The organism is Pandoraea terrae (genome assembly GCF_902459695.1).
Classification (GTDB): domain Bacteria; phylum Pseudomonadota; class Gammaproteobacteria; order Burkholderiales; family Burkholderiaceae; genus Pandoraea; species Pandoraea terrae.
The window spans coordinates 360,920-380,227 of record NZ_CABPRZ010000001.1 but is presented as its reverse complement, the minus strand read 5'-3'; the positions used below and the strand labels follow the sequence as shown (position 1 = coordinate 380,227).

Annotated in this window: 17 protein-coding genes; 12 read left to right on the top strand and 5 right to left on the bottom strand. The window is 65.3% G+C overall.

What is annotated here, in order from left to right:
* Positions 1–193 precede the first annotated feature (193 nt).
* The 3 genes from PTE30175_RS28105 to PTE30175_RS01680 form a co-directional block, all read right to left on the bottom strand.
* Positions 194–1,087 (bottom strand): hypothetical protein, encoded by an 894-nt coding sequence (locus PTE30175_RS28105; protein WP_191628746.1) that lies wholly within the window; start codon positions 1,085–1,087, stop codon positions 194–196.
* A 294-nt stretch (positions 1,088–1,381) separates the two neighbouring features.
* Positions 1,382–2,761 (bottom strand): FAD-binding oxidoreductase, encoded by a 1,380-nt coding sequence (locus PTE30175_RS01685; RefSeq protein WP_150695303.1) that lies wholly within the window; start codon positions 2,759–2,761, stop codon positions 1,382–1,384.
* 44 nt (positions 2,762–2,805) lie between these two features.
* The gene (locus tag PTE30175_RS01680) at positions 2,806–3,783 is read right to left on the bottom strand and encodes an isopenicillin N synthase family dioxygenase (protein WP_150695302.1); all 978 of its coding nucleotides are present in this window, start codon (positions 3,781–3,783) and stop codon (positions 2,806–2,808) included.
* A 352-nt stretch (positions 3,784–4,135) separates the two neighbouring features.
* Between PTE30175_RS01680 and PTE30175_RS01675 the strand changes: the two genes are divergently transcribed.
* From PTE30175_RS01675 to hutG, 12 genes are all read left to right on the top strand, one after another.
* Complete coding sequence (locus tag PTE30175_RS01675; RefSeq protein WP_150695301.1) at positions 4,136–4,969, top strand: transporter substrate-binding domain-containing protein; 834 nt, start codon at positions 4,136–4,138, stop codon at positions 4,967–4,969.
* Between the two features lie 125 nt (positions 4,970–5,094).
* Positions 5,095–5,745 (top strand): amino acid ABC transporter permease, encoded by a 651-nt coding sequence (locus tag PTE30175_RS01670; RefSeq protein WP_150695300.1) that lies wholly within the window; start codon positions 5,095–5,097, stop codon positions 5,743–5,745.
* A gap of 4 nt (positions 5,746–5,749) precedes the next feature.
* A complete protein-coding gene (locus PTE30175_RS01665) occupies positions 5,750–6,412 on the top strand; it encodes an amino acid ABC transporter permease (protein WP_150695299.1) in 663 nt (220 codons plus the stop codon).
* An 18-nt stretch (positions 6,413–6,430) separates the two neighbouring features.
* Positions 6,431–7,276 carry an amino acid ABC transporter ATP-binding protein gene (locus PTE30175_RS01660; RefSeq protein WP_150695298.1) on the top strand — a complete coding sequence of 282 codons (846 nt, stop codon included), beginning with the start codon at positions 6,431–6,433 and terminating at the stop codon, positions 7,274–7,276.
* Positions 7,273–8,412, top strand: a complete 1,140-nt coding sequence (gene hisC / locus PTE30175_RS01655) for a histidinol-phosphate transaminase (RefSeq protein ID WP_150695297.1) — start codon at positions 7,273–7,275, stop codon at positions 8,410–8,412. Before PTE30175_RS01660 ends, hisC begins: the two co-directional genes overlap by 4 nt.
* Positions 8,413–8,442: 30 nt before the next feature.
* Complete coding sequence (hutC, locus tag PTE30175_RS01650) at positions 8,443–9,201, top strand: histidine utilization repressor (protein ID WP_150695296.1); 759 nt, start codon at positions 8,443–8,445, stop codon at positions 9,199–9,201.
* A 44-nt stretch (positions 9,202–9,245) separates the two neighbouring features.
* On the top strand, positions 9,246–10,790 hold the full coding sequence (gene hutH, locus PTE30175_RS01645; protein ID WP_150695295.1) for a histidine ammonia-lyase: 1,545 nt from the start codon (positions 9,246–9,248) through the stop codon (positions 10,788–10,790).
* A gap of 39 nt (positions 10,791–10,829) precedes the next feature.
* The gene (hutU, locus tag PTE30175_RS01640) at positions 10,830–12,518 is read left to right on the top strand and encodes a urocanate hydratase (RefSeq protein WP_150695294.1); all 1,689 of its coding nucleotides are present in this window, start codon (positions 10,830–10,832) and stop codon (positions 12,516–12,518) included.
* A 5-nt stretch (positions 12,519–12,523) separates the two neighbouring features.
* Positions 12,524–13,144, top strand: coding sequence for a HutD/Ves family protein (locus PTE30175_RS01635; RefSeq protein ID WP_150695293.1), 621 nt, complete (start codon positions 12,524–12,526; stop codon positions 13,142–13,144).
* Between the two features lie 31 nt (positions 13,145–13,175).
* Entirely contained in the window at positions 13,176–14,414 is a 1,239-nt protein-coding gene (gene hutI / locus PTE30175_RS01630) for an imidazolonepropionase (protein WP_420819595.1), read from the top strand.
* A complete protein-coding gene (locus tag PTE30175_RS01625) occupies positions 14,411–15,823 on the top strand; it encodes a formimidoylglutamate deiminase (RefSeq protein WP_150695292.1) in 1,413 nt (470 codons plus the stop codon). The genes hutI and PTE30175_RS01625 overlap by 4 nt, the downstream gene beginning before the upstream one ends.
* A 56-nt stretch (positions 15,824–15,879) precedes the next feature.
* Entirely contained in the window at positions 15,880–16,695 is an 816-nt protein-coding gene (hutG, locus tag PTE30175_RS01620) for an N-formylglutamate deformylase (RefSeq protein ID WP_150695291.1), read from the top strand.
* A gap of 89 nt (positions 16,696–16,784) precedes the next feature.
* Here hutG and PTE30175_RS01615 read toward each other — a convergent pair whose 3' ends face one another.
* Complete coding sequence (locus tag PTE30175_RS01615; RefSeq protein WP_150695290.1) at positions 16,785–17,927, bottom strand: acyl-CoA dehydrogenase family protein; 1,143 nt, start codon at positions 17,925–17,927, stop codon at positions 16,785–16,787.
* Positions 17,928–17,991: 64 nt separating this feature from the next.
* Positions 17,992–19,194, bottom strand: a complete 1,203-nt coding sequence (locus PTE30175_RS01610) for a CaiB/BaiF CoA transferase family protein (protein ID WP_224788554.1) — start codon at positions 19,192–19,194, stop codon at positions 17,992–17,994.
* Between the last annotated feature and the right edge of the window lie 114 nt (positions 19,195–19,308).

Genomic DNA, 19,308 nt, shown 5'->3' with positions numbered 1-19,308 from the left:
GACGCAGTCCGGCAAACGTCGCGTCGTCGGAACGGCATGCGCACGGCAGACCGCCCAATCTCCTGCCTTCCCCACGACGTAGTGAAACCCATCGTAGGGAAGGATCGTAGTGTTGCTAACCCTGCTTGTGAGAAATAACGTCTCAAAGTTGAAACAGATCCCTGCAAACGCCCGCCGAATACCGGCTTCCCTGTCAGAAAACCCACTCGAACAGGATTTGCGGGAAGAACTCGTTGGTTGCCTTGGACACACCGGGGATGGTCTTGACCCCATATGTGTTGTGCGACCATTGCAATTGGAGGCCGGTATAGAACTGGTCAGGCCGATCCCACAGCAACAACCCGGTATCGAGCAGCAACGCATGCTGCATGGTGAAATACGACACCGCATCAAGATTCGCGTCGACGCGCGACCGGCGCGCGGCATACCACTGCGCGTAGCCTTCCGCCTTCCAGCGGGTCGCGCCCAAATAAAAATGCGAGCGGTAGTAGAAATTCACCGACGGCTGAGCCACGAACTTCGTCTTCTTCTGGAAATCCTGGTAGATACCCGCCGTGATGCCAGCGAAGTCGAAGCCGGGAATGTCCAGGAAGAAGTCCAGACCCAGAAACAAATCCTTGGTGTCGGCGGCGGGGTAAACCACCTTGGCGCCCATATCCGCAGCGGCGCCCTGATTCTGGGTTCCGGCGTAATAATCCTTGGAGGTCGAGAATTGCCAACCCGGCGCAATTCTTAATTCCTTCACCGGACCAAATGACAAATTTCTATTGAAAATCTTGTTTAAACTTAGAAACTCCCATCCCTGCGTATACATTCGATAATCACCATTATCAAATGCATTCTGAAAGTAAAAATAAGTGGCGCCGTATTTCCACCCGTTGCTGTAGTTCAATTGAAAAACATTCAATGTGCTCGACCCGCCCGTCGGATTGCCGGTCGTGTTGTCGATCGCGTTGCTATATTGCTTGAAGCCGTTACCCCGATAGAACTGAACATCGAGCTCCTGCCAGTCAGATGCCGCATGAGCGGGAATTCCCGCAATGGACATCGCAAGTGCAGCTATCAGCAAAATCATTATCTTTTTCATGACGCTCCCGTGGCGCACAGCACGCGTTAGACAATAAATTAATTTCCCTGCCTGCAATAAAACTGCCTTATCTACGATTTATTATTTTCGAGTTCAGTATATGTAGACGAAAACATTCGCATAGCCAGCACCGTGAAACGACACATTCCATTTCCGGAACAGCCGCATGCTGCCGGATGCCGGCGTCGCAATAGGGAAAATACGGATGGTGCAGGGGAGATATGCCTTTCGGGACGCACAAACAAAAATGCCCGCTTGTTTTCAGCGGGCATTTTCGGTTTAGCTACACGGCGTCTAAAGGACTTTTCCGGGATTCAGGATGCCGTTCGGGTCCAGTGCCTGCTTGATCCGGCGCATCGTCGCAAGCTCGGCTGGCATACGCGAATACGAAAGATACGGCCGCTTCAGCACGCCAATGCCATGTTCGGCCGACACCGATCCTCCGTATTGCCGCACCAGCGCATAAGCGATATCGTCGACGCCCGCGTGCGTGGCGCCCGGACTGGTGCGTCCGTCGACCGTGACATGCAGGTTCGAGTCACCGATATGCCCGAAGAAGAACGCGCGGTGCACCGGCCATGCGGCCGCGAATGCCGCGCGGCATTCGTCGACGAAAGCGCCGATCCGGCCGATCGGCAAACTGATGTCCAGGTTGATCGGATCGAGCGCGACCGGAAACTCGGCCGTGCATTCGCGGATCTCCCATAACGCCGCCGCATCGCTCGCCGACTGGGCGATGACCGCGTCAGTGACAATGCCGTCCTCGAGCGCATCGCCCAGGACCGCCGCGAAACGCCCGGCATCATCATCACCGCCGATACTCGCCATCTCGACGAGCACATACATGGGATGCGCCGCGGCGAACGGCGAGGTCTTGCTGCGCGTCAGCGATACGCACAGGTCGAAGAAATCCGGCCACATCAGCTCGAACGCGCCGACGTCGCTGCCCAGTCGACGGCGCATGTGACCGAGCAGTGCGAGCGCACCGTCGAAATCGGCCAGCGCGCACAGCGCGGTGTGACGTTGCGGACGCGGCGGCGAGAGGCGCAACACCGCGCGCGTGATGACACCGAGCGTGCCTTCCGAACCGACGAACAGTTGCTTCAGGTCGTAACCCGTGTTGTTCTTGACCATCTTGTTCAGTGAACTCAGGATCGTGCCGTCCGCAAGCACGACTTCGAGACCGAGCAGCAGATCGCGCGTCATGCCCGATTGGATCACGCGCAAACCGCCCGCGTTGGTCGCGATATTGCCGCCGATCTGGCACGAACCCCGCGCACCGAAATCGAGTGCAAGCTCGAAGCCCTGCGCCGCCGCCGCCTCCTGCGCGACCTGCAGTGGCGTGCCGGCAAGTACCGTTAGCGTCGCGGCTGCGGGATCGATCTCCTCGACGCCGCTCATCCGTTCGAGCGACAGGACAATGTCGCCCGCTGTCGGCACGGCCGCACCCGCAAGCCCCGTCATGCCACCCTGCGGCACCACCGATTGGCGATGCGCGTCGCAGATCCGCAGTGCCGCCGCCACTTCCTCCGTCGTGCGCGGTAGCAAGAGCGCACGCGGCTGCGCGGGGGCGTGGCCCGACCAGTCGGTATGGTGACGCTCGCCAATGGCCTCGCCCGTGCGCACAGCGTCATCGCCGAGCGCCTCGCGCAGGGCTGCGATTACCTCTGTCATCCTCACTCCTTGAATTGAAGGCGCGGCATTAGGGCCTGTACACGCTAAGCCACCGATTGGCTCTGCTTCTTGCGATAGCCCATCGAGTCGTTGATGCGGCCGAGAATATAGTCGCCCGCGGCGACCGGGGCGTACTTGGCGTCGGCATCGCTCGCCCCGAGATCGCGCGGATCGACGTTGGCGCCATAGTCAGGATCGTAGAACGTCGCAATCGAATAGCGCTCCTGGCCCGACCGGTTGACGACGCGGTGCAGCGTCGAACGGAAGCGGTCGTTGGACCAGCGCGCCAGCAGGTCGCCCACGTTGATGACCAGCGTGCCCTCGATCGGCGGCGCATCGATCCATGACTGCGAGCCCAGCTCCCGCACCTGCAGGCCACCGACATTGTCCTGCCACAGCAGCGTAATGCAGCCATAGTCGGTATGCGGCGCGACGCCGAACTGATCCGCTTCCGACTGGGGCGACTGCGGCGGGTAGTAGACCATTTGCGTGCGTTGCAGGCGCTTCTGGTACTTGTCGACAAAGAACGCTTCGTCGATGCCGAGGCTCAGCGCGACCACGCGCAGCAGATCCGCGCCACACGCGCCGATCGCCTCGTAATACCTGTAGAGCGCCGGCTGCAGGTCCGGCATGAAGTCGGGCCAGTTGTTCGGGCCGCGCAGCGCCTCGCCGGCGAGCACGGCCGGATCATCCTCGGGCAGTTCGAGCCCGATGCTGAAGAATTCCTTGAAGTCGGGCTTGGTCGCCTGATACATCGTCGCATCGCCGAGCGCATTGAAGCCGCGATGGCGCTGATTGACCGCCACGCGTTGCTTGGTCTCGCGCGGATGGGCGAAGAAGGTGCGCGCCGCGGCTTGCGCACGCGCCAGCGTCTCGACCGGCACCCCGTGATTCCTGATGTAGAAGAAGCCGCTTCTCGTGCAGGCCTCGCGGATCTCGCGCGCGACCTGTTCGGTCGCCGCGCGGTCACGGTTGCGCACGCCTTGCAAATCAATCACCGGAATGTATGCGGGCTGCCCCATGGGCGTCTCCTTGATGTTGTCGCCAAATCCGTCGACAGGCGGCAACCTGTCTAGTCCGGTTCGGCCAGGTGGAATGACTCAAGCCTTTCCCGCGCGCTGAGCGATGTTTTCACCGCGCGCAATGGCTACATGTATATACCGCCAGAATTTCCAGGGCAAGGTCGGTAGTGCACGGGTAAATCCCTATGAGGCTTTATTTTTAAGCGTTTAGTATTTCCAGGTCCCCGCAAGCAAGAAAGCCGGTGTAAAAAAGTTTGAAAGCTGTATATACTGGTCCGAACAAGAGCCGTTTCGAGCTCGCGGCGACGGATATCGCACCCAACCCAAATCTGCCGCACCCACAGGAGATTTCATGAAAACTGCTGCTTGGAAAACTGGCCTGCTGTCGTTGTGCGCCACCGCCTTGACCCTTTGCGCCGTCAGCGTGCATGCCGAAGATCTGCTGGCCAAGGCCAAACGCACGGGCGAGCTGGTGATCGGTACCGAAATGCAATTCGCGCCGTTCGACTTCCTCGAGAACGGCAAACAGGCGGGCTTCAACTCCGATTTCTTTGCCGAAGTCGGCAAGGATCTCGGCGTCAAGGTCAGATTCCTCGACCTGCCGTGGCCCAGCGTGCTGCCGGGCCTGGAAGCCAACAAGTTCGATATCGTCGGCGGCCCGGTGACGGTCACCAAGGCGCGCATGGAGCGTTACCGCTTCACGCTGCCGGTGGCCGAGGCGACGGTCGCCTTCCTCAAGCGCGCCAACGACAAGTCCGTCATGAAGTCGCAGGATGTCTCCGGCAAGACTGTCGGCGGCGGCAAGGGATCTGCACAGCTCGACCAGGTCAAGAAGTACGTCGAGACGCTGCCGGCCAAGGCCACCGTCCGGGAATACGTCGACAATAACCAGGCCTACGCCGATCTGGCCGCCGGGCGCATCGTCGCCGTCGGCAACTCGTTGCCGAACGTCGCGTATGTCGCGCGCCAGCGTCCTGAGACGTTCGCCGTCGTGCAGCCGGCCTTCGGCCAGAAGGTCTACTTCAGCTACGTCGGCCGCAAGGATGCGGACAGCAAGGCGTTGCTCGACGCCGTCGACCAGTCGATCCTGAAGATGCACAAGGACGGACGCCTGGTTGCGCTGCAGAAGAAGTGGTTCGGTATCGAGATGGAAGCGCCCGAAACGATGCCGACGCCGGCCGAGTAATGCCGGCGGCGTGATGCATGCGCGAGGCGCTCGCCGTCTCGCCATGCGGACGTAGTCCCCCGCGCGCCGCAGGCCGCATTGCGGTGCGCCGTCTGAACGGATGACGCATTTATCGCAGACTCGCCATGCCCAGTTTCGACTTTTTCCTGCAAAACCTGCCCTTGCTGCTGCAAGGCGCGCTCGGCACAGTGGCGATCTCGCTGGTCGGGCTCGTCTTTGGCTTCGTGATCGGCACACTCGTGTGCGCCGCGCGCATGAGCCGCCATCCGGCATTGCGCCGTTTCGGCGCGCTATACGTGGGTTTCTTCCGTGGCGTGCCGCTGCTCGTGCAGTTGTTGCTCGTCTATTACTTCCTGCCGTTCGTCGGCCTGAATGTCTCGCCGATCGTCGCGGCGATCAGCGCGGTATCGTTGTGCAGCGCCTCGTATGTCGCCGAAATCATGCGTGGGGGTTTCCTCGGCATTCCGGGCGGCCAGCTCGAGGCCGCGCAGATGCTGGGCCTGCCTGCGGGCAGCACGCTATTGCGCATCCAGGTGCCGCAGGCGTTTCGCCTTACGGTGCCGTCGCTCGTCAACGAGATGGTGCTTTTGATCAAGGCCTCGTCGCTGATCTCGGTGGTCGGCGTCGCCGAATTGACGCGTACCGCGCAGAACCTCGCCGCGAGTACCTTCCGCCCGCTCGACATCTACCTCAGCGCCGGTCTTATCTATTTCGTGATCAACGGCGTGCTCTCGCTCGCGGGCCACGCGGTCGAGCGACAACTCAAGAAGGCCTGACGCGATGAAATTCGATCCTACCGTCATCACCAGCCACCTCGCCGAGCTGCTCTCCGGCTTCGGCGTGACGCTCACCTCCTGGGTCGCGGGCGTGGTCATCGGCATCGCCATCGGCTTCCTGATCGCCGTGCTGCAAGTGTTCTTCGGCCCGATCGTGCGCGCCGTGCTGCGTGCCTACATCGAACTGATCCGCGGCACGCCGTTCCTCGTGCAGTTGTTCCTGCTCTATTACGGCGGCCCGTCGTTCGGTCTCGAACTCGATCCGATGCCCGCCGGCATCATCGGCCTGGGCATCTACGGCAGCGCGTACTTTGCCGAAGTGTTCCGGTCCGGTTTTGAATCGGTGCCGCGCGGCCATCTGGAGGCGGCCGAATGCCTCGGGCTCACGCGGTGGCAAAGCGTCGTGCGCGTACAGGCGCCGCAGATGCTCGTGATCATCCTGCCCGCGCTCGTCAACATGATCATTGTGTTGTCGAAGGAAACGGCCGTGTTGTCGATCGTCACCGTCCCTGAACTGACCTTCGTGCTGACCGGTATCGGCTCGGCTACGTTCGCTTTCGTCGAGACGCTGCTCATGCTGTGCGTCTGCTACCTCGCCCTGGTCGAGCTGACCTCGCGCGCCGGCCAGTGGGCCGAATCGCGCGTTGGCCGCTTCCTGATGCGCTAACCCTCCCAAATCCGCGCCATGAACGATCCCAAGAAGCCCCTCAGCCAAACGAAACCGCTGATCCAGGTGCGCAACGTCGGCAAGCACTTCGGTAGCATCGAGGTGTTGAAGGACGTCTCGCTCGACGTGAAAAAATCGGAAGTCGTCTGCATCATCGGCCCGTCCGGGTCCGGCAAGAGCACGCTGTTGCGCTGCCTCGCTTTCCTGGAGGAATACACCACCGGCGAAGTGCTGATTGAAGGCGAATTGCTCGGCTACACCGACAGCCGCGCCGCCAACCGCGTACGCGCGCCGCAAAGCGAGATCAATCGCGTGCGGCGCAATATCGGCATGGTGTTCCAGCAGTTCAACCTGTGGCCTCACATGACCGCGCTCGGCAACGTCATGGAAGCCCTGCTGCGCGTGCGCCGCATGCCGCGCGAACAGGCGCGCGCCCGGGCAATGGCGATGCTCGAAAAGGTCGGCATGGGTCCGAAGGCCGACTCGCATCCGGCACGCCTGTCGGGCGGTCAGCAGCAGCGCGTTGCGATCGCCCGCGCACTGGCCATGGAGCCGCACATCATGCTGTTCGACGAGCCAACCTCGGCGCTCGACCCCGAACTCGTCGGAGAAGTGCTGCAAGTGATGAAGGCCCTCGCCGCCGAAGGCATGACGATGGCCGTCGTCACGCATGAGATGGGCTTCGCCGCCCAGGTCGCCGACACCGTCGTGTTCCTCGACAAGGGCAGCATCGCCGCGAAGGGCGCCCCTGAGCAGATCTTTCATGATCCGGAGAACCCGCGCTTGCAGCAGTTCCTGCAGAACTACTTCGACCGGAACGCGTTCTGGACCCGCAAACCGCAAAGCGAGGAAAACATCGCATGAGCGCCGCTGCCCTGATCGAACACGTGCGACCTGAGGTACTCGGCCTGCCGCCATACAACGCCGGCCTGTCCACCGAGTATGTGCAGGCGAAGTACGGCGTTGCACGCGTGGCCAAGCTCGGCAGCAACGAGAATCCGCTGGGCCCGAGCGAGGCCGTCGCGCGAGCGCTGCAAGCGAGCGCGGCAAGCGTCGCGCTGTATCCCGATCCTTCGTGCACACAGTTGCGCGATGCCTTGGCCACGCACCTCGATTGCGCGCCCGAGCGCCTCGTGTTCGGCAACGGCTCGGAGGACCTGATCGCGATCGCGGCCCATGCGCTGCTCGCCCCCGGCGCGGAAGTGGTCACGATCGTGCCATCGTTCGGCCTGCATATCCTCTACCCGGTCTCGGTCGGCGCGACCGTGCGCGCGGTCAAGATGCGCGACGATTTCTCGATCGATGTCGACAGCATCATCGCCGCGCTCACGCCGAACACGCGTATGGTGCTGATCAGCAACCCGTCGAACCCGGTCGGCGTAACGATTGCGCCGGCCGACATGATGCGCCTGTTTGCCGCGATCGGCCCCGAAACGCTGCTCGTCTGGGACGAGGCGTATTACGAATACGCCGCCGCCGACCCCGGCTACGCCGACTGCTTCGCGCTGTTGCGCGATGTGCGCTGTCCGTGGCTGGTGCTGCGCACCTTCTCGAAGGCCTACGCCCTCGCGGGCCTTCGCATTGGCTATGGCGTGGCGTCGAGCCCTGCCGTGGTCGATGTGCTCAATCGTGTGCGTACGCCGTTCAACGTCAACCGCCTGGCCCAGGTCGCGGCGCTGGCCGCGCTCGACGATACCGATCACCTTGCGCGCAGTGTCGCGCACGTCGTTGCCGAACGCGAGCGCATGCGCAGCCACTTGCAGGCGATCCGCTATGTCCCGGCGCCGTCTGCCGGCAACTTCCTGTTCTTCGATGCGCACGAGGACGCCACTGCGTTGGCCGAGCGCCTGCTGGGCCATGGCGTGATCGTCAAGGCCTGGCGCGAAGCGGGCTACACACAGTGCCTGCGTGTCTCGGTGGGCAGCCGCATCGACAACGACCTGTTCCTCACAGCGCTCGCCGACGTCGCCCGCGTGGGCCAGGCGTCCCGTGCGGCCTGAAGCCATCGTCAACCCGAGCATGTGACCACGATGAGAAACCTGTCCCAATCCGCGAATTCGGAAGCCAACGCACCGGCAGCCTTGTACAAGCAGATCAAGCAATTGATCCAGGACCGCGTGCGCCGCGGCGAGTGGAAACCGGGCGACCGCATTCCGTCGGAAAACAATCTGGTCGACACGCTTGGTGTCTCGCGCATGACCGTCAACCGCGCACTGCGCGAATTGACCGAACAGGGCACGCTCGTGCGCCTGTCGGGCGTCGGTACGTTTGTGGCCGAAAGCAAGCCGCAATCGACGCTTCTGATGATCGCGCAGATCAACGACGAGGTGAGAGCTCGCGGCCACGAATACAGCCACGAGATACTGCTGCAGCGACGCGAACCGGCGCCCGGCGAAGTGGCTGCGGCGCTCGGCCTGACGGCACTCGCGTCGGTGTTCCATGTTGTCGTGCTGCATCGCGAGAACGGACTGCCCGTGCAGCTCGAGGACCGATTCGTCAACCCGAAGGCCGCCCCCGCGTTCATCGATCAGGATTTTGCGCAGAACCTGCCGTCGAAATACCTGCTCGCCACCGTGCCGGCGCATGAGATCGAGCATGTCGTCGATGCCGTGCTGCCAACGCCCGAACAGGCAAAGACGCTGGAGATCGGCGCCGAGGCCTGCCTGTCGCTGACGCGCCGTACGTGGTCAAGCGGCGTGCCCGTGACCTTCGCCCGCTTTATTCACCCAGGCTCGCGCTACCGCCTGGGATGCCGTTTCCAGCCGGCCGACGCGCAGCAACATAGCTGAAGCCCGCCGTCCCCCAATGTCACCCGCCATATCACGAGGATTTCATGACTACCTCCGGAGACACCATCACACTGACGCCCGGTGCCGTCAGCCTCGCGCAACTTCGCCGCATCGCACGCGGCAGCAACCCGATCGCGATCGACCCGGCCGCGCTGGACGGCGTGAAGCGCGCGCAAGCCGTTGTGACCGATGTGATCTCGCGTGACGCCGTCGTCTACGGCATCAACACGGGCTTCGGCAAGATGGCGCAGACGGTGATCCCGGCGGACCGCCTGGCCGAGCTGCAACGCAATCTCGTGCTGTCGCACAGCGTCGGCATCGGCGAGCCCCTGCCTGACGCCACCGTGCGCCTCGTCATGGCGCTCAAGGCAATCAGCCTCGCGCGCGGACACTCGGGCGTGCGGCCCGCGGTGATCGACGCACTGCTCAAGCTGATCAATATCGGCGTCTATCCGTGCATTCCGTGCAAGGGCTCGGTCGGCGCCTCCGGTGACCTGGCGCCCTTGGCGCACATGAGCGCGACGCTGATCGGCGTCGGCGACGTCACCGTCGGCGGCAAGCGCATGACGGCCTTGCAAGGGCTCGAGCACGCCGGCCTGCAGCCGCTCGAACTTGGCCCGAAGGAAGGCCTCGCGCTGCTCAACGGTACGCAGGTCTCGACCGCCCTGGCGCTGGTGGGGCTGTTCGGCGCCGAGGACGTGTTTGCCGCCGGCGTGCTGGCCGGCGCCTTGTCGGTAGAAGCGATCAAGGGTTCGATCGCGCCGTTCGATGCGCGCATTCACGCCGCACGCGGCCAGGCGGGCCAGATCGACGTCGCCGCCGTCTACCAGGGCTTGCTCGAAGGCAGCGGCATCCTCCACTCGCACCGTACCTGCGGGCGCGTGCAGGACCCGTATTCGATCCGCTGCCAGCCGCAGGTGATGGGCGCATGCCTGGACCAGATCCGCCACGTCGCGCGCGTGCTGGAGATCGAAGCCAACGCCGCGTCGGACAACCCGCTCGTGTTCCCCGACGAAGGCGACGTGCTGTCGGGCGGCAATTTCCACGCCGAACCGGTGGCTTTCGTGGCAGATGCCCTGGCCATTGCCATCGCCGAGATCGGCGCGATCTCCGAGCGCCGCCTCGCGCTGCTGCTCGACAGCAACCTGTCGGGCCTGCCCCCGTTCCTCGTGAAGGACGGCGGCATCAACTCGGGCTTCATGATCGCGCAGGTCACGGGCGCGGCGCTGGCCTCGGAGAACAAGTGCCTGGCCCATCCGGCTTCGGTCGACAGCCTGCCGACCTCGGCCAACCAGGAGGATCACGTATCGATGGCGACGCATGCCGCACGCCGCTTGGGCGACATGGTGGCCAACACCGCGACGATCGTGGGCATCGAGGCGCTGGCCGCTGCGCAGGGGGTCGATTTCCACCGCCCGCTGCGTTCGACCGACGCGATCGAGGCGGTCCATGCGGGCATCCGCAAACGGGTCGCATTCTATGAGCGCGACCGCTACTTCGCGCCGGACATCGCCGCCGCACAGGACTGGGCATTGAGCGTCCAGGCGCCGGCCACGCTGGCCGCCGTTCTGCCGAGCCTGCGCGGCTGAGATCACGCAATCCCCGCATTCGATACCTGGAGACCTGCCATGAACGCACCCCGGAGGCTCGACCGCCGCATCGATACCTCGCGTACGATCCGTGCTGCGCGCGGCACCGCGCTGTCGGCCAAGAGCTGGCTGACCGAAGCGCCGCTGCGCATGCTGATGAACAACCTCGATCCGGACGTCGCGGAAAAACCGGAAGAATTGATCGTCTACGGCGGCATCGGCCGTGCCGCGCGCGACTGGCAATGTTTCGACAAGATCGTCGAAGTACTCAAGACGCTCGAAGCCGATGAAACGCTGCTCGTGCAGTCCGGCAAGCCAGTCGGCGTGTTCCGGACGCATGCCGACGCACCGCGCGTGCTGATCGCCAACTCGAACCTGGTGCCGCATTGGGCCAACTGGGAGCACTTCAACAAACTCGACCGCGACGGACTGATGATGTACGGCCAGATGACAGCAGGCTCGTGGATCTACATCGGCAGCCAGGGCATCGTGCAGGGCACCTACGAGACCTTCGTCGAGGCAGGCCGCCAGCATTACGGCGGCGACCTCAAGGGCCGCTGGGTCCTGACCGGCGGCCTCGGCGGCATGGGCGGCGCACAGCCGCTGGCGGCAACCATGGCCGGGGCGTCGATGATCGCCGTCGAGTGCGACGAGACGCGCATCGACTTCCGCCTGCGGACCCGCTACATCGACCGCAAGGCCAAGACGCTGGACGAAGCGCTGGCGATGCTCGCGCAAGCCAGGGCGGCCGGCCAGGCCATTTCGATCGGCCTGCTCGGCAATGCCGCCGAAGTCTTCCCCGAACTGCTGGGGCGCGGGGTTCGCCCCGACATGGTGACCGACCAGACCAGCGCCCACGATCCGCTGAACGGCTACCTGCCGGCCGGCTGGACCATGGCGCAGGCCGCCGAGCGCCGCCAGAGCGATCCGCAGGGCGTGGTGGCCGCCGCCAAGGCGTCGATGGCCGAACAGGTGCGTGCGATGCTGGCCTTTCAGACGCAGGGCGTGCCGACCTTCGACTACGGCAACAATATCCGCCAGATGGCCTTCGAGACCGGCGTCGAGCGCGCGTTCGACTTCCCGGGTTTCGTGCCCGCCTACATCCGCCCGCTGTTCTGCCAGGGCATCGGGCCGTTCCGCTGGGCCGCCCTGTCCGGCGATCCGGAGGATATCTACAAGACCGACGCAAAGGTCAAGGAACTGATCCCCGACAATCCGCACCTGCACAACTGGCTCGACATGGCACGGGACCGCATTGCGTTCCAGGGCCTGCCCGCGCGGATCTGCTGGGTCGGGCTCGGCGACCGCGCCCGCCTGGGCCGCGCGTTCAACGACATGGTCGCCAAGGGCGAACTGAAAGCGCCGATCGTGATCGGCCGCGATCACCTCGATTCCGGCTCGGTGGCGAGCCCGAACCGCGAAACGGAAGCGATGCGGGATGGCTCGGACGCCGTGTCCGACTGGCCGCTCCTGAACGCCCTGCTCAATACCGCAAGCGGCGCGACCTGGGTCAGCCTGCACCACGGTGGCGGCGTCGGCATGGGTTTCTCGCAGCACGCGGGCGTGGTGATCGTCGCTGACGGCACCGAAGCTGCTGACCGGCGCCTGCAACGCGTGCTGACCAACGATCCGGGCACGGGCGTGATGCGTCATGCCGACGCCGGCTACCCGATCGCGATCGACTGCGCGCGCGAGAAAGGCCTGAAGCTGCCCTTCATTACGGACTGACCATCATGCAAATCACAGTAAAACGCGCTGGCGAGCTGATTGCCAGCCCATGGAAGAACGGCGGCGGGGTCACGCGCGAACTCGCCGTGGCGCCGCCTCGCGCGAGCCTGGACAACTTTGTCTGGCGCGCAAGCGTCGCCGACGTGAGCGCATCCGGGCCGTTTTCGACCTTCCCGGGCATCGACCGCGTGATCGTGCTGCTCGATGGCGACGGGATGGTGCTCGCGGGTGCCGACGGCACGTCGCACCGCCTGACGACACGCTTTGCCCCGCATGTCTTTCCCGGCGAAACGCCGATCGAGGCGACGCTCACGGGCGGCGCGACACGCGACTTCAACCTGATGGTGCGGCGTGCCCATGCGCGCGGCGCGGTCGAAATCCATCGCGAGACGACGACGCTCGTCGTCGAGGACGACACGCTCGCCGTGCTGTGCCACGTGCTGCAGGGCGAGTGGTTGCTCGCCGGCGAGGCGATATCCCCGGCCAGCCGGCTCGGCCCCGGCGACACCGTGCGCATCGAGCCCGACGGCGCGGCCCCATGCGCGGCAGCGCAACTCGTGCCGGCGGCACAGGCCGGGGACGCCCCTGCCCTGCTCGTTGCACACGTACGTGCGTGCCCGCGCTGAGCCCGAGGGCCACGACAATCAAGGACACTTCATGACGACTTCCCTGTCCACGCGCGTCTGGCGCAACGTTCGGCTTTCCCCGTGCGCCGATCCGGCACATGTGATCGACAACGCCGCGCTTGCCGTGCGCGAGGGCCGCATCGCCTGGTTCGGCCCGGCCGGCACGCTGCCGCCCGAGTTCGCCAATGCAGAATCGCATGACCTCGGCGGACGCTGGGTGACGCCCGGCCTCGTCGACTGCCACACCCATCTCGTACACGGCGGCCAGCGCGCCGATGAGTTCGCGCTGCGCCTGGCTGGCGCGAGCTATGAGGAAATCGCGCGCCGCGGCGGCGGCATCGTGTCGACCGTACGCGCCACGCGCGCGGCCGACGAAGATACGCTGTTCACGCAGGCCGCACGCCGGCTCGAGGACCTGCTCGCCGAAGGCGTGACTGCGATTGAAATCAAGTCGGGGTACGGCCTGGACCTTGCGACCGAACGCAAGATGCTGCGCGTGGCGCGACGGCTCGGACAAGCCTATCCGGTCACCGTCAAGACGACATTTCTTGGCGCGCATGCCCTGCCGCCCGAATACGCGGGCCGCGCCGACGAATACATTGCGCTGGTCACCGACGAGATGCTGCCGGCGCTGGCCGCCGAAGGCCTCGTCGACGCCGTCGATGTCTTCTGCGAGAACATCGGCTTCTCGCTCGCACAGAGCGAGCGCGTGTTCGCCGCCGCGTCGCGGGCCGGCCTGCCGGTCAAGGTGCATGCGGAGCAATTGTCGAACCTCGGTGGCACGCAGTTGGCCGCACGCTACCGGGCGCTGTCGGCCGATCATCTCGAATATCTGGACGAGGCGGGCGTGGCGGCGATGAAGGCCGCCGGCACGGTGGCCGTGCTGCTTCCCGGCGCGTTCTATTTCATTCGCGAGACGAAGCTGCCGCCGCTCGACCTGCTGCGCCGATTCGACGTGCCGATCGCACTGGCCACCGATGCCAATCCCGGCACCTCGCCGACCACGTCGCTGCTGCTCATGCTCAACATGGCCGCGACACTGTTCCGCATGACGGTGGCCGAGACGCTCGCCGGGGTCACGCGCCACGGCGCGCGAGCACTCGGCCTGGCCGACTCACACGGCGAAATCGCCGTCGGCCGTCCGGCCGACTTCGTGGCCTGGTCCGTCGACACCCTCGCCGAACTCGTCTACCGGTTCGGCGGCAACCCCTGCCATTGTGTCGTGCGCCACGGCGAGATCGTGCGCACGGCCGAAAAGGAAAACGCATGAACGCGCGCACTACCCCGCTTCATACCCCGCCTCGTACCCTGTTCGCCGCTCAGGCGCTGTTGCCCGACGGTTGGCACCGCGATGTCCTGCTGCACTGGGATGACGCCGGCACGCTGACGAGCGTTGAAGCGGGCTGCCCGGACCCGGGCAGCCATCCGCGCGCGCACGGCCCACTGCTGCCCGGCATGCCCAACCTGCATTCGCACGCGTTCCAGCGCGCAATGGCCGGCCGGACCGAATACGTCGGCCGCCCCGACGACAGCTTCTGGAGCTGGCGCACCCTGATGTACCAGTTCGCAGGCCGCATCACGCCCGAAGGCCAGGAGGCGATCGCGCGCCATCTCTATATCGAGATGCTCAAGGCCGGCTACACTTCGGTGTGCGAATTCCACTATGTGCATCACGCGCCCGACGGCAAGCCCTATGCCAACCCCGCCGAACTCGCAGCGCGCATTGCGGCCGCGGGCGAATCGGCCGGCATTGGCGTGACGCTGTTGCCGGTACTGTATCAATACAGCGGCTTTGGCGAGCAACCGCCACTGCCGGGTCAGGCGCGCTTTCTCAATACGCCCGAAGGCCTGCTCGATCTCGTCGCGCGCCTGCGCGCGCAGCATCCGGAGAACGGCAACCGGCGCTACGGCGTTGCGCCGCACTCGTTGCGTGCCGTCTCGCACGACTCGCTCACGCGTCTCTCTGAAGGCTTGAGCGTGATCTCGCCCGACGCACCGATCCATATCCACATTGCCGAGCAGCGCCGCGAAGTCGACGACTGCATCGCCGTGCACGGCACGACGCCGGTCGCGCTGTTGCTCGATACACAGCCGGTCGACGCGCGCTGGTGCCTCGTCCACGCCACGCACATGACGCGCGCCGAGACCGAGGCGCTTGCCGCATCGCGTGCAATCGCCGGCATCTGCCCGAGCACCGAGGGCAATCTCGGCGACGGCATCTTCGACGGCACCGCGTACTTGCGCGCAGGCGGACGCTGGGGCATCGGATCCGACAGCCACGTGACAATCTCGGCCGCCGAGGAACTGCGCTGGTTCGAATACACCCAGCGGCTTCACGACCAACGGCGCAACGTGCTGACGAATCCACGCACGTCCGCGATCGCCGACGGGCTCTACCTTGGCGCCGTCGACGGCGGCGCGGCCGCGGCCGGACGCAATATCGCCGGGCTCGCCCCGGGGCAACGCGCCGACTTCGTCGTGCTCGACGCCGAGCATCCCGATATCGGCGGCCGGCCCGATACGCAAACGCTCGCGGGCTATGTGTTCTGCCAGCACGGCGAATCGCCGGTGCGCGACGTGTTCGTCGGCGGCCGCCAGGTCGTGAGCGAGCGCCGCCACGCGGACGAAGCTGCGGCGCGCGCGGCGTATCGCGACGCGCTCGCAATGCTGATGGCATGACGTGCGTTGTCAACCTGCCCGAGCAACCGCATGACACATGCAATAAACGAGGCACCATGACTGAACTGTCACAACCGACTTACACGCTGCACCGCGGCACCGCGCCGCTGCTCATATCGATTCCGCATGCGGGCACGCAACTGCCCGCCGAGATCGCCCGCCGGATGGCGCCGATCGCCGCGCATCTCGACGACACCGACTGGCATTTGCCGCGCCTGTATGCATTCGCGGCCGAGCTCGGCGCGTCGATCCTGGTGCCGGCGAACTCGCGCTACGTCATCGACCTGAATCGGCCGCCGAACGACGAGAACCTGTACCCGGGCCGCAGCACGACAGGGCTTTGCCCTGTGGACACATTCGAGGGCACGCCGCTATATGCCGCCGGCGCACAGCCCGACGACGCCGAGCGTGCCGCCCGTCTCGCGGTGTACTGGCAGCCCTACCACTCAGCGCTGCAGGGTGAACTCGAACGGCTGAGGGCCGAGCATGGCGTGGCGCTGTTGTGGGAAGCGCATTCGATCCGCTCCGTGATCCCGCGCCTGTTCGACGGCCGCCTGCCCGACCTTAACCTCGGCACGGCCGACGGTGCGGCTTGCGGAGCCGGCATCGGCGAGACGCTGCGCGATATCGCTGCGCGGCACGACGGCTACAGCGCCGTGCTCAACGGCCGCTTCAAGGGCGGCTACATCACGCGCGCGTATGGCAAGCCGGCGGAAAACATTCACGCCGTGCAGTTGGAAATGACGCAATGCGCGTATATGGAAGAAGCGCGCCCGTATGCCTATGACGAGGCGGCCGCGGCACGCGTGACGCCGGTATTGCGCGAACTGTTGCGCGCCTATCTTGATTGGGGCGTCGCCAGGTCGAAGTGAGCGCCGAAGCGCGTGCAAAGGTGGCGCGAATTGCGCGTACCTTTGCGCGTACCTTTGCGCTGCATGCCAAACGTTGAACGCCAAACGACTCACGGCGCCAACATCGTACGCGCGATGACTGTCCGCTGGATTTCCGACGAACCTTCATAAATGCGCATGATGCGCGCATCGCGCACCCAGCGTTCGAGCGGCATCTCGCGCGTGAAGCCGTAGCCGCCATGAATCTGCAGCGCTGCGTCGGTGATGAAGCCCGCCGCTTCCGACGCATAGAGCTTGGCAATGGACGCCGATTGCGTGAGCCGTCCGCCGGCGGCGCGCACTGCTGCTGCCTGCAAGGTGAGCAGCCATGCCGCTTCGAGGCGGACCTTCATGTCGGCAAGCAGCCACTGGATACCCTGCTTGTCCGCCAGCGACGCGCCGCCGACCTGGCGCTCACCGGCCCATGACAGGGCGGCGGCCATGGCCGCCTCGGCGATCCCGATACTGTTCGCCGCGACATCGATACGGCTGTTGTCGAGCACCTTCATCGCCGTACGAAAGCCGCTACCTTGCGCACCGAGCCGCTGGCGCGCATCGATCTCGCAATCGAAGGCCACCTCGAACGCATGGCCGCCGCGAATCCCCATCAGCTTCTCCGGCGGCGAAATCGTCACGCCCGGCGTATCGGCGTCGACGATAAATGCGCTGATGCCGCGATGCCCGGCCGACGGATCGGTCTTCGCGTAGACAACGATGAAATCAGCATCGCCCGCGTTCGAGATGAAATGCTTGACGCCGGTCAGGCGATAGCGCTCGCCGATGGGCTCGGCGCGCGCGCCCATGTCGGCGGGGTTCGAGCCCGCGCGCGGCTCGGTCAGCGCGAACGCGCCGAGCTTGCGCCCGGCCGCCGCATCGGGCAGGTAACGTTCACGCTGCGCGTCGTCGCCGCCGATCAGCACGGAATCGGTCGCGAGGTAATGCGCGCCGATCATCGAAGCCGTCGACGCACACGCCCGCGCGATCTCGGCCAAGGCGAGAATCAGCCCGGTCGGCGACGCACCGGGCCCGCCCCATCGCTCCGGCAGGTTAAGGCCCATCACCCCCATCTCGGCCAGTTGCGGCACATAACGCGCCGTCGAAATCTCCTCCTCGTCGACGGCGTGCGCATGCGGCGCCAGTTCCTGTTCGGCAAAACGCGCGATGGCGTCGGCCAGCGCCTGATCGTCCGGGCTCACGCCGAGTCGTGTTGTCATGATCTGTCTCTCGCAGGGAAATGAAGTTCGGGAATGCGCAAAACGGAGGCAAGTGGCAGCGGCATCACACCGCGCCGAACGCACCGGCCGCGCGTAACTCGGCCACGCGCGCCATCGACAGGCCGAGCACGCGCTGCAGCACCGCGTCGGTATGCTCACCCAAGGCCGGTGCGGGCTTCACGACGTTGCCCTCGAACGCCGAGAACTTGAGCGGCTGCGACGGCAGGCGCAGCCCCGGCAGTGCCGGATGCGCGACCTCGGTCAGCACGCCGCGCGCCTGGCTTTGTTCACATGCCAGGGCCTGCGCAATATTCCAGATCGGCGCGACCGGCACGGCGGCGGCTTCGAGCGCGCGCTCGACGTCGGCGACGTCGCGCGCCATCGACCAGGCCTCGATCGCCTCGCGCAGCGCCGCCTCGTTGGCCGCACGCGTTTCGTCGCAGGCGTTGCGCGGGTCGTGGCACAGGTCCGGGCGGTCGATGGCCGCAGCGAGCGCTGCGAACAATTTGTTGTTGAGCACGGCAAGCACGAAATGCCCGTCTCGGGCACGAAACACGCCGAACGGCGCCGACAGCGGATGCCGGTTGCCGACACGCGCCGGCACCGCGCCTGTGAACAGGTGGCGCGAGACAGAGGTCGCGGCGAACGCCAGCGTGCTGTCGAGCATCGAAACGTCGACATGCGTGCCGCGGCCATGGCGCTCGCGCGCGAACAGCGCGACCAGCGCGCCCCACGACGCGAACAGGCCCGCCACGACATCGGATACCGCCTCGCCGATCAGCGTCGGCGGGCCATCGGGCGAACCTGTCGCCGCCATCAGGCCGCTCATCGCCTGGATCACGATGTCATATGCCGGCCGGTGTGCGGCCGGGCCGCTCTGGCCAAAGCCCGACACGCTGACGTAGATCAGGCGTTCGTTGACGGCCGACAGCGCGGCGTAGCCGATACCGAGCTTGTCGGCCACGCCGGGCCGGAAGTTTTCGATGACGATGTCGGCGTGACTCGCCAGCTCACGTGCGAGCGCCACGCCCTCGGCCTGCTTCAAGTCGAGCACGGCGCTCTGCTTGTTGCGGTTGACGACCGAGAACAGCGCGCCATGGCCGTCGCGCATCGGTGCGACGGCGCGATAGTCGTCGCCCTGCGGCGGCTCGATCTTGATCACGTCTGCGCCAAGGTCGGCGAGCAGCGCCGTGCAGAACGGGCCGGCCAACACACGCGTGAAATCGAGCACGCGTACGCCGGCGAGCGGCAGGTCCTTCGCCGGCAAAGCCGGTGTTGAATTCAGGAATGGGCTCACGCGTGTCTCCGGTGGGGGGGTGCCGCGGACCCGATGCCCGCGCATGTCCTTATCATGGCGGCGTCGTTGTATTATTAAAAATAT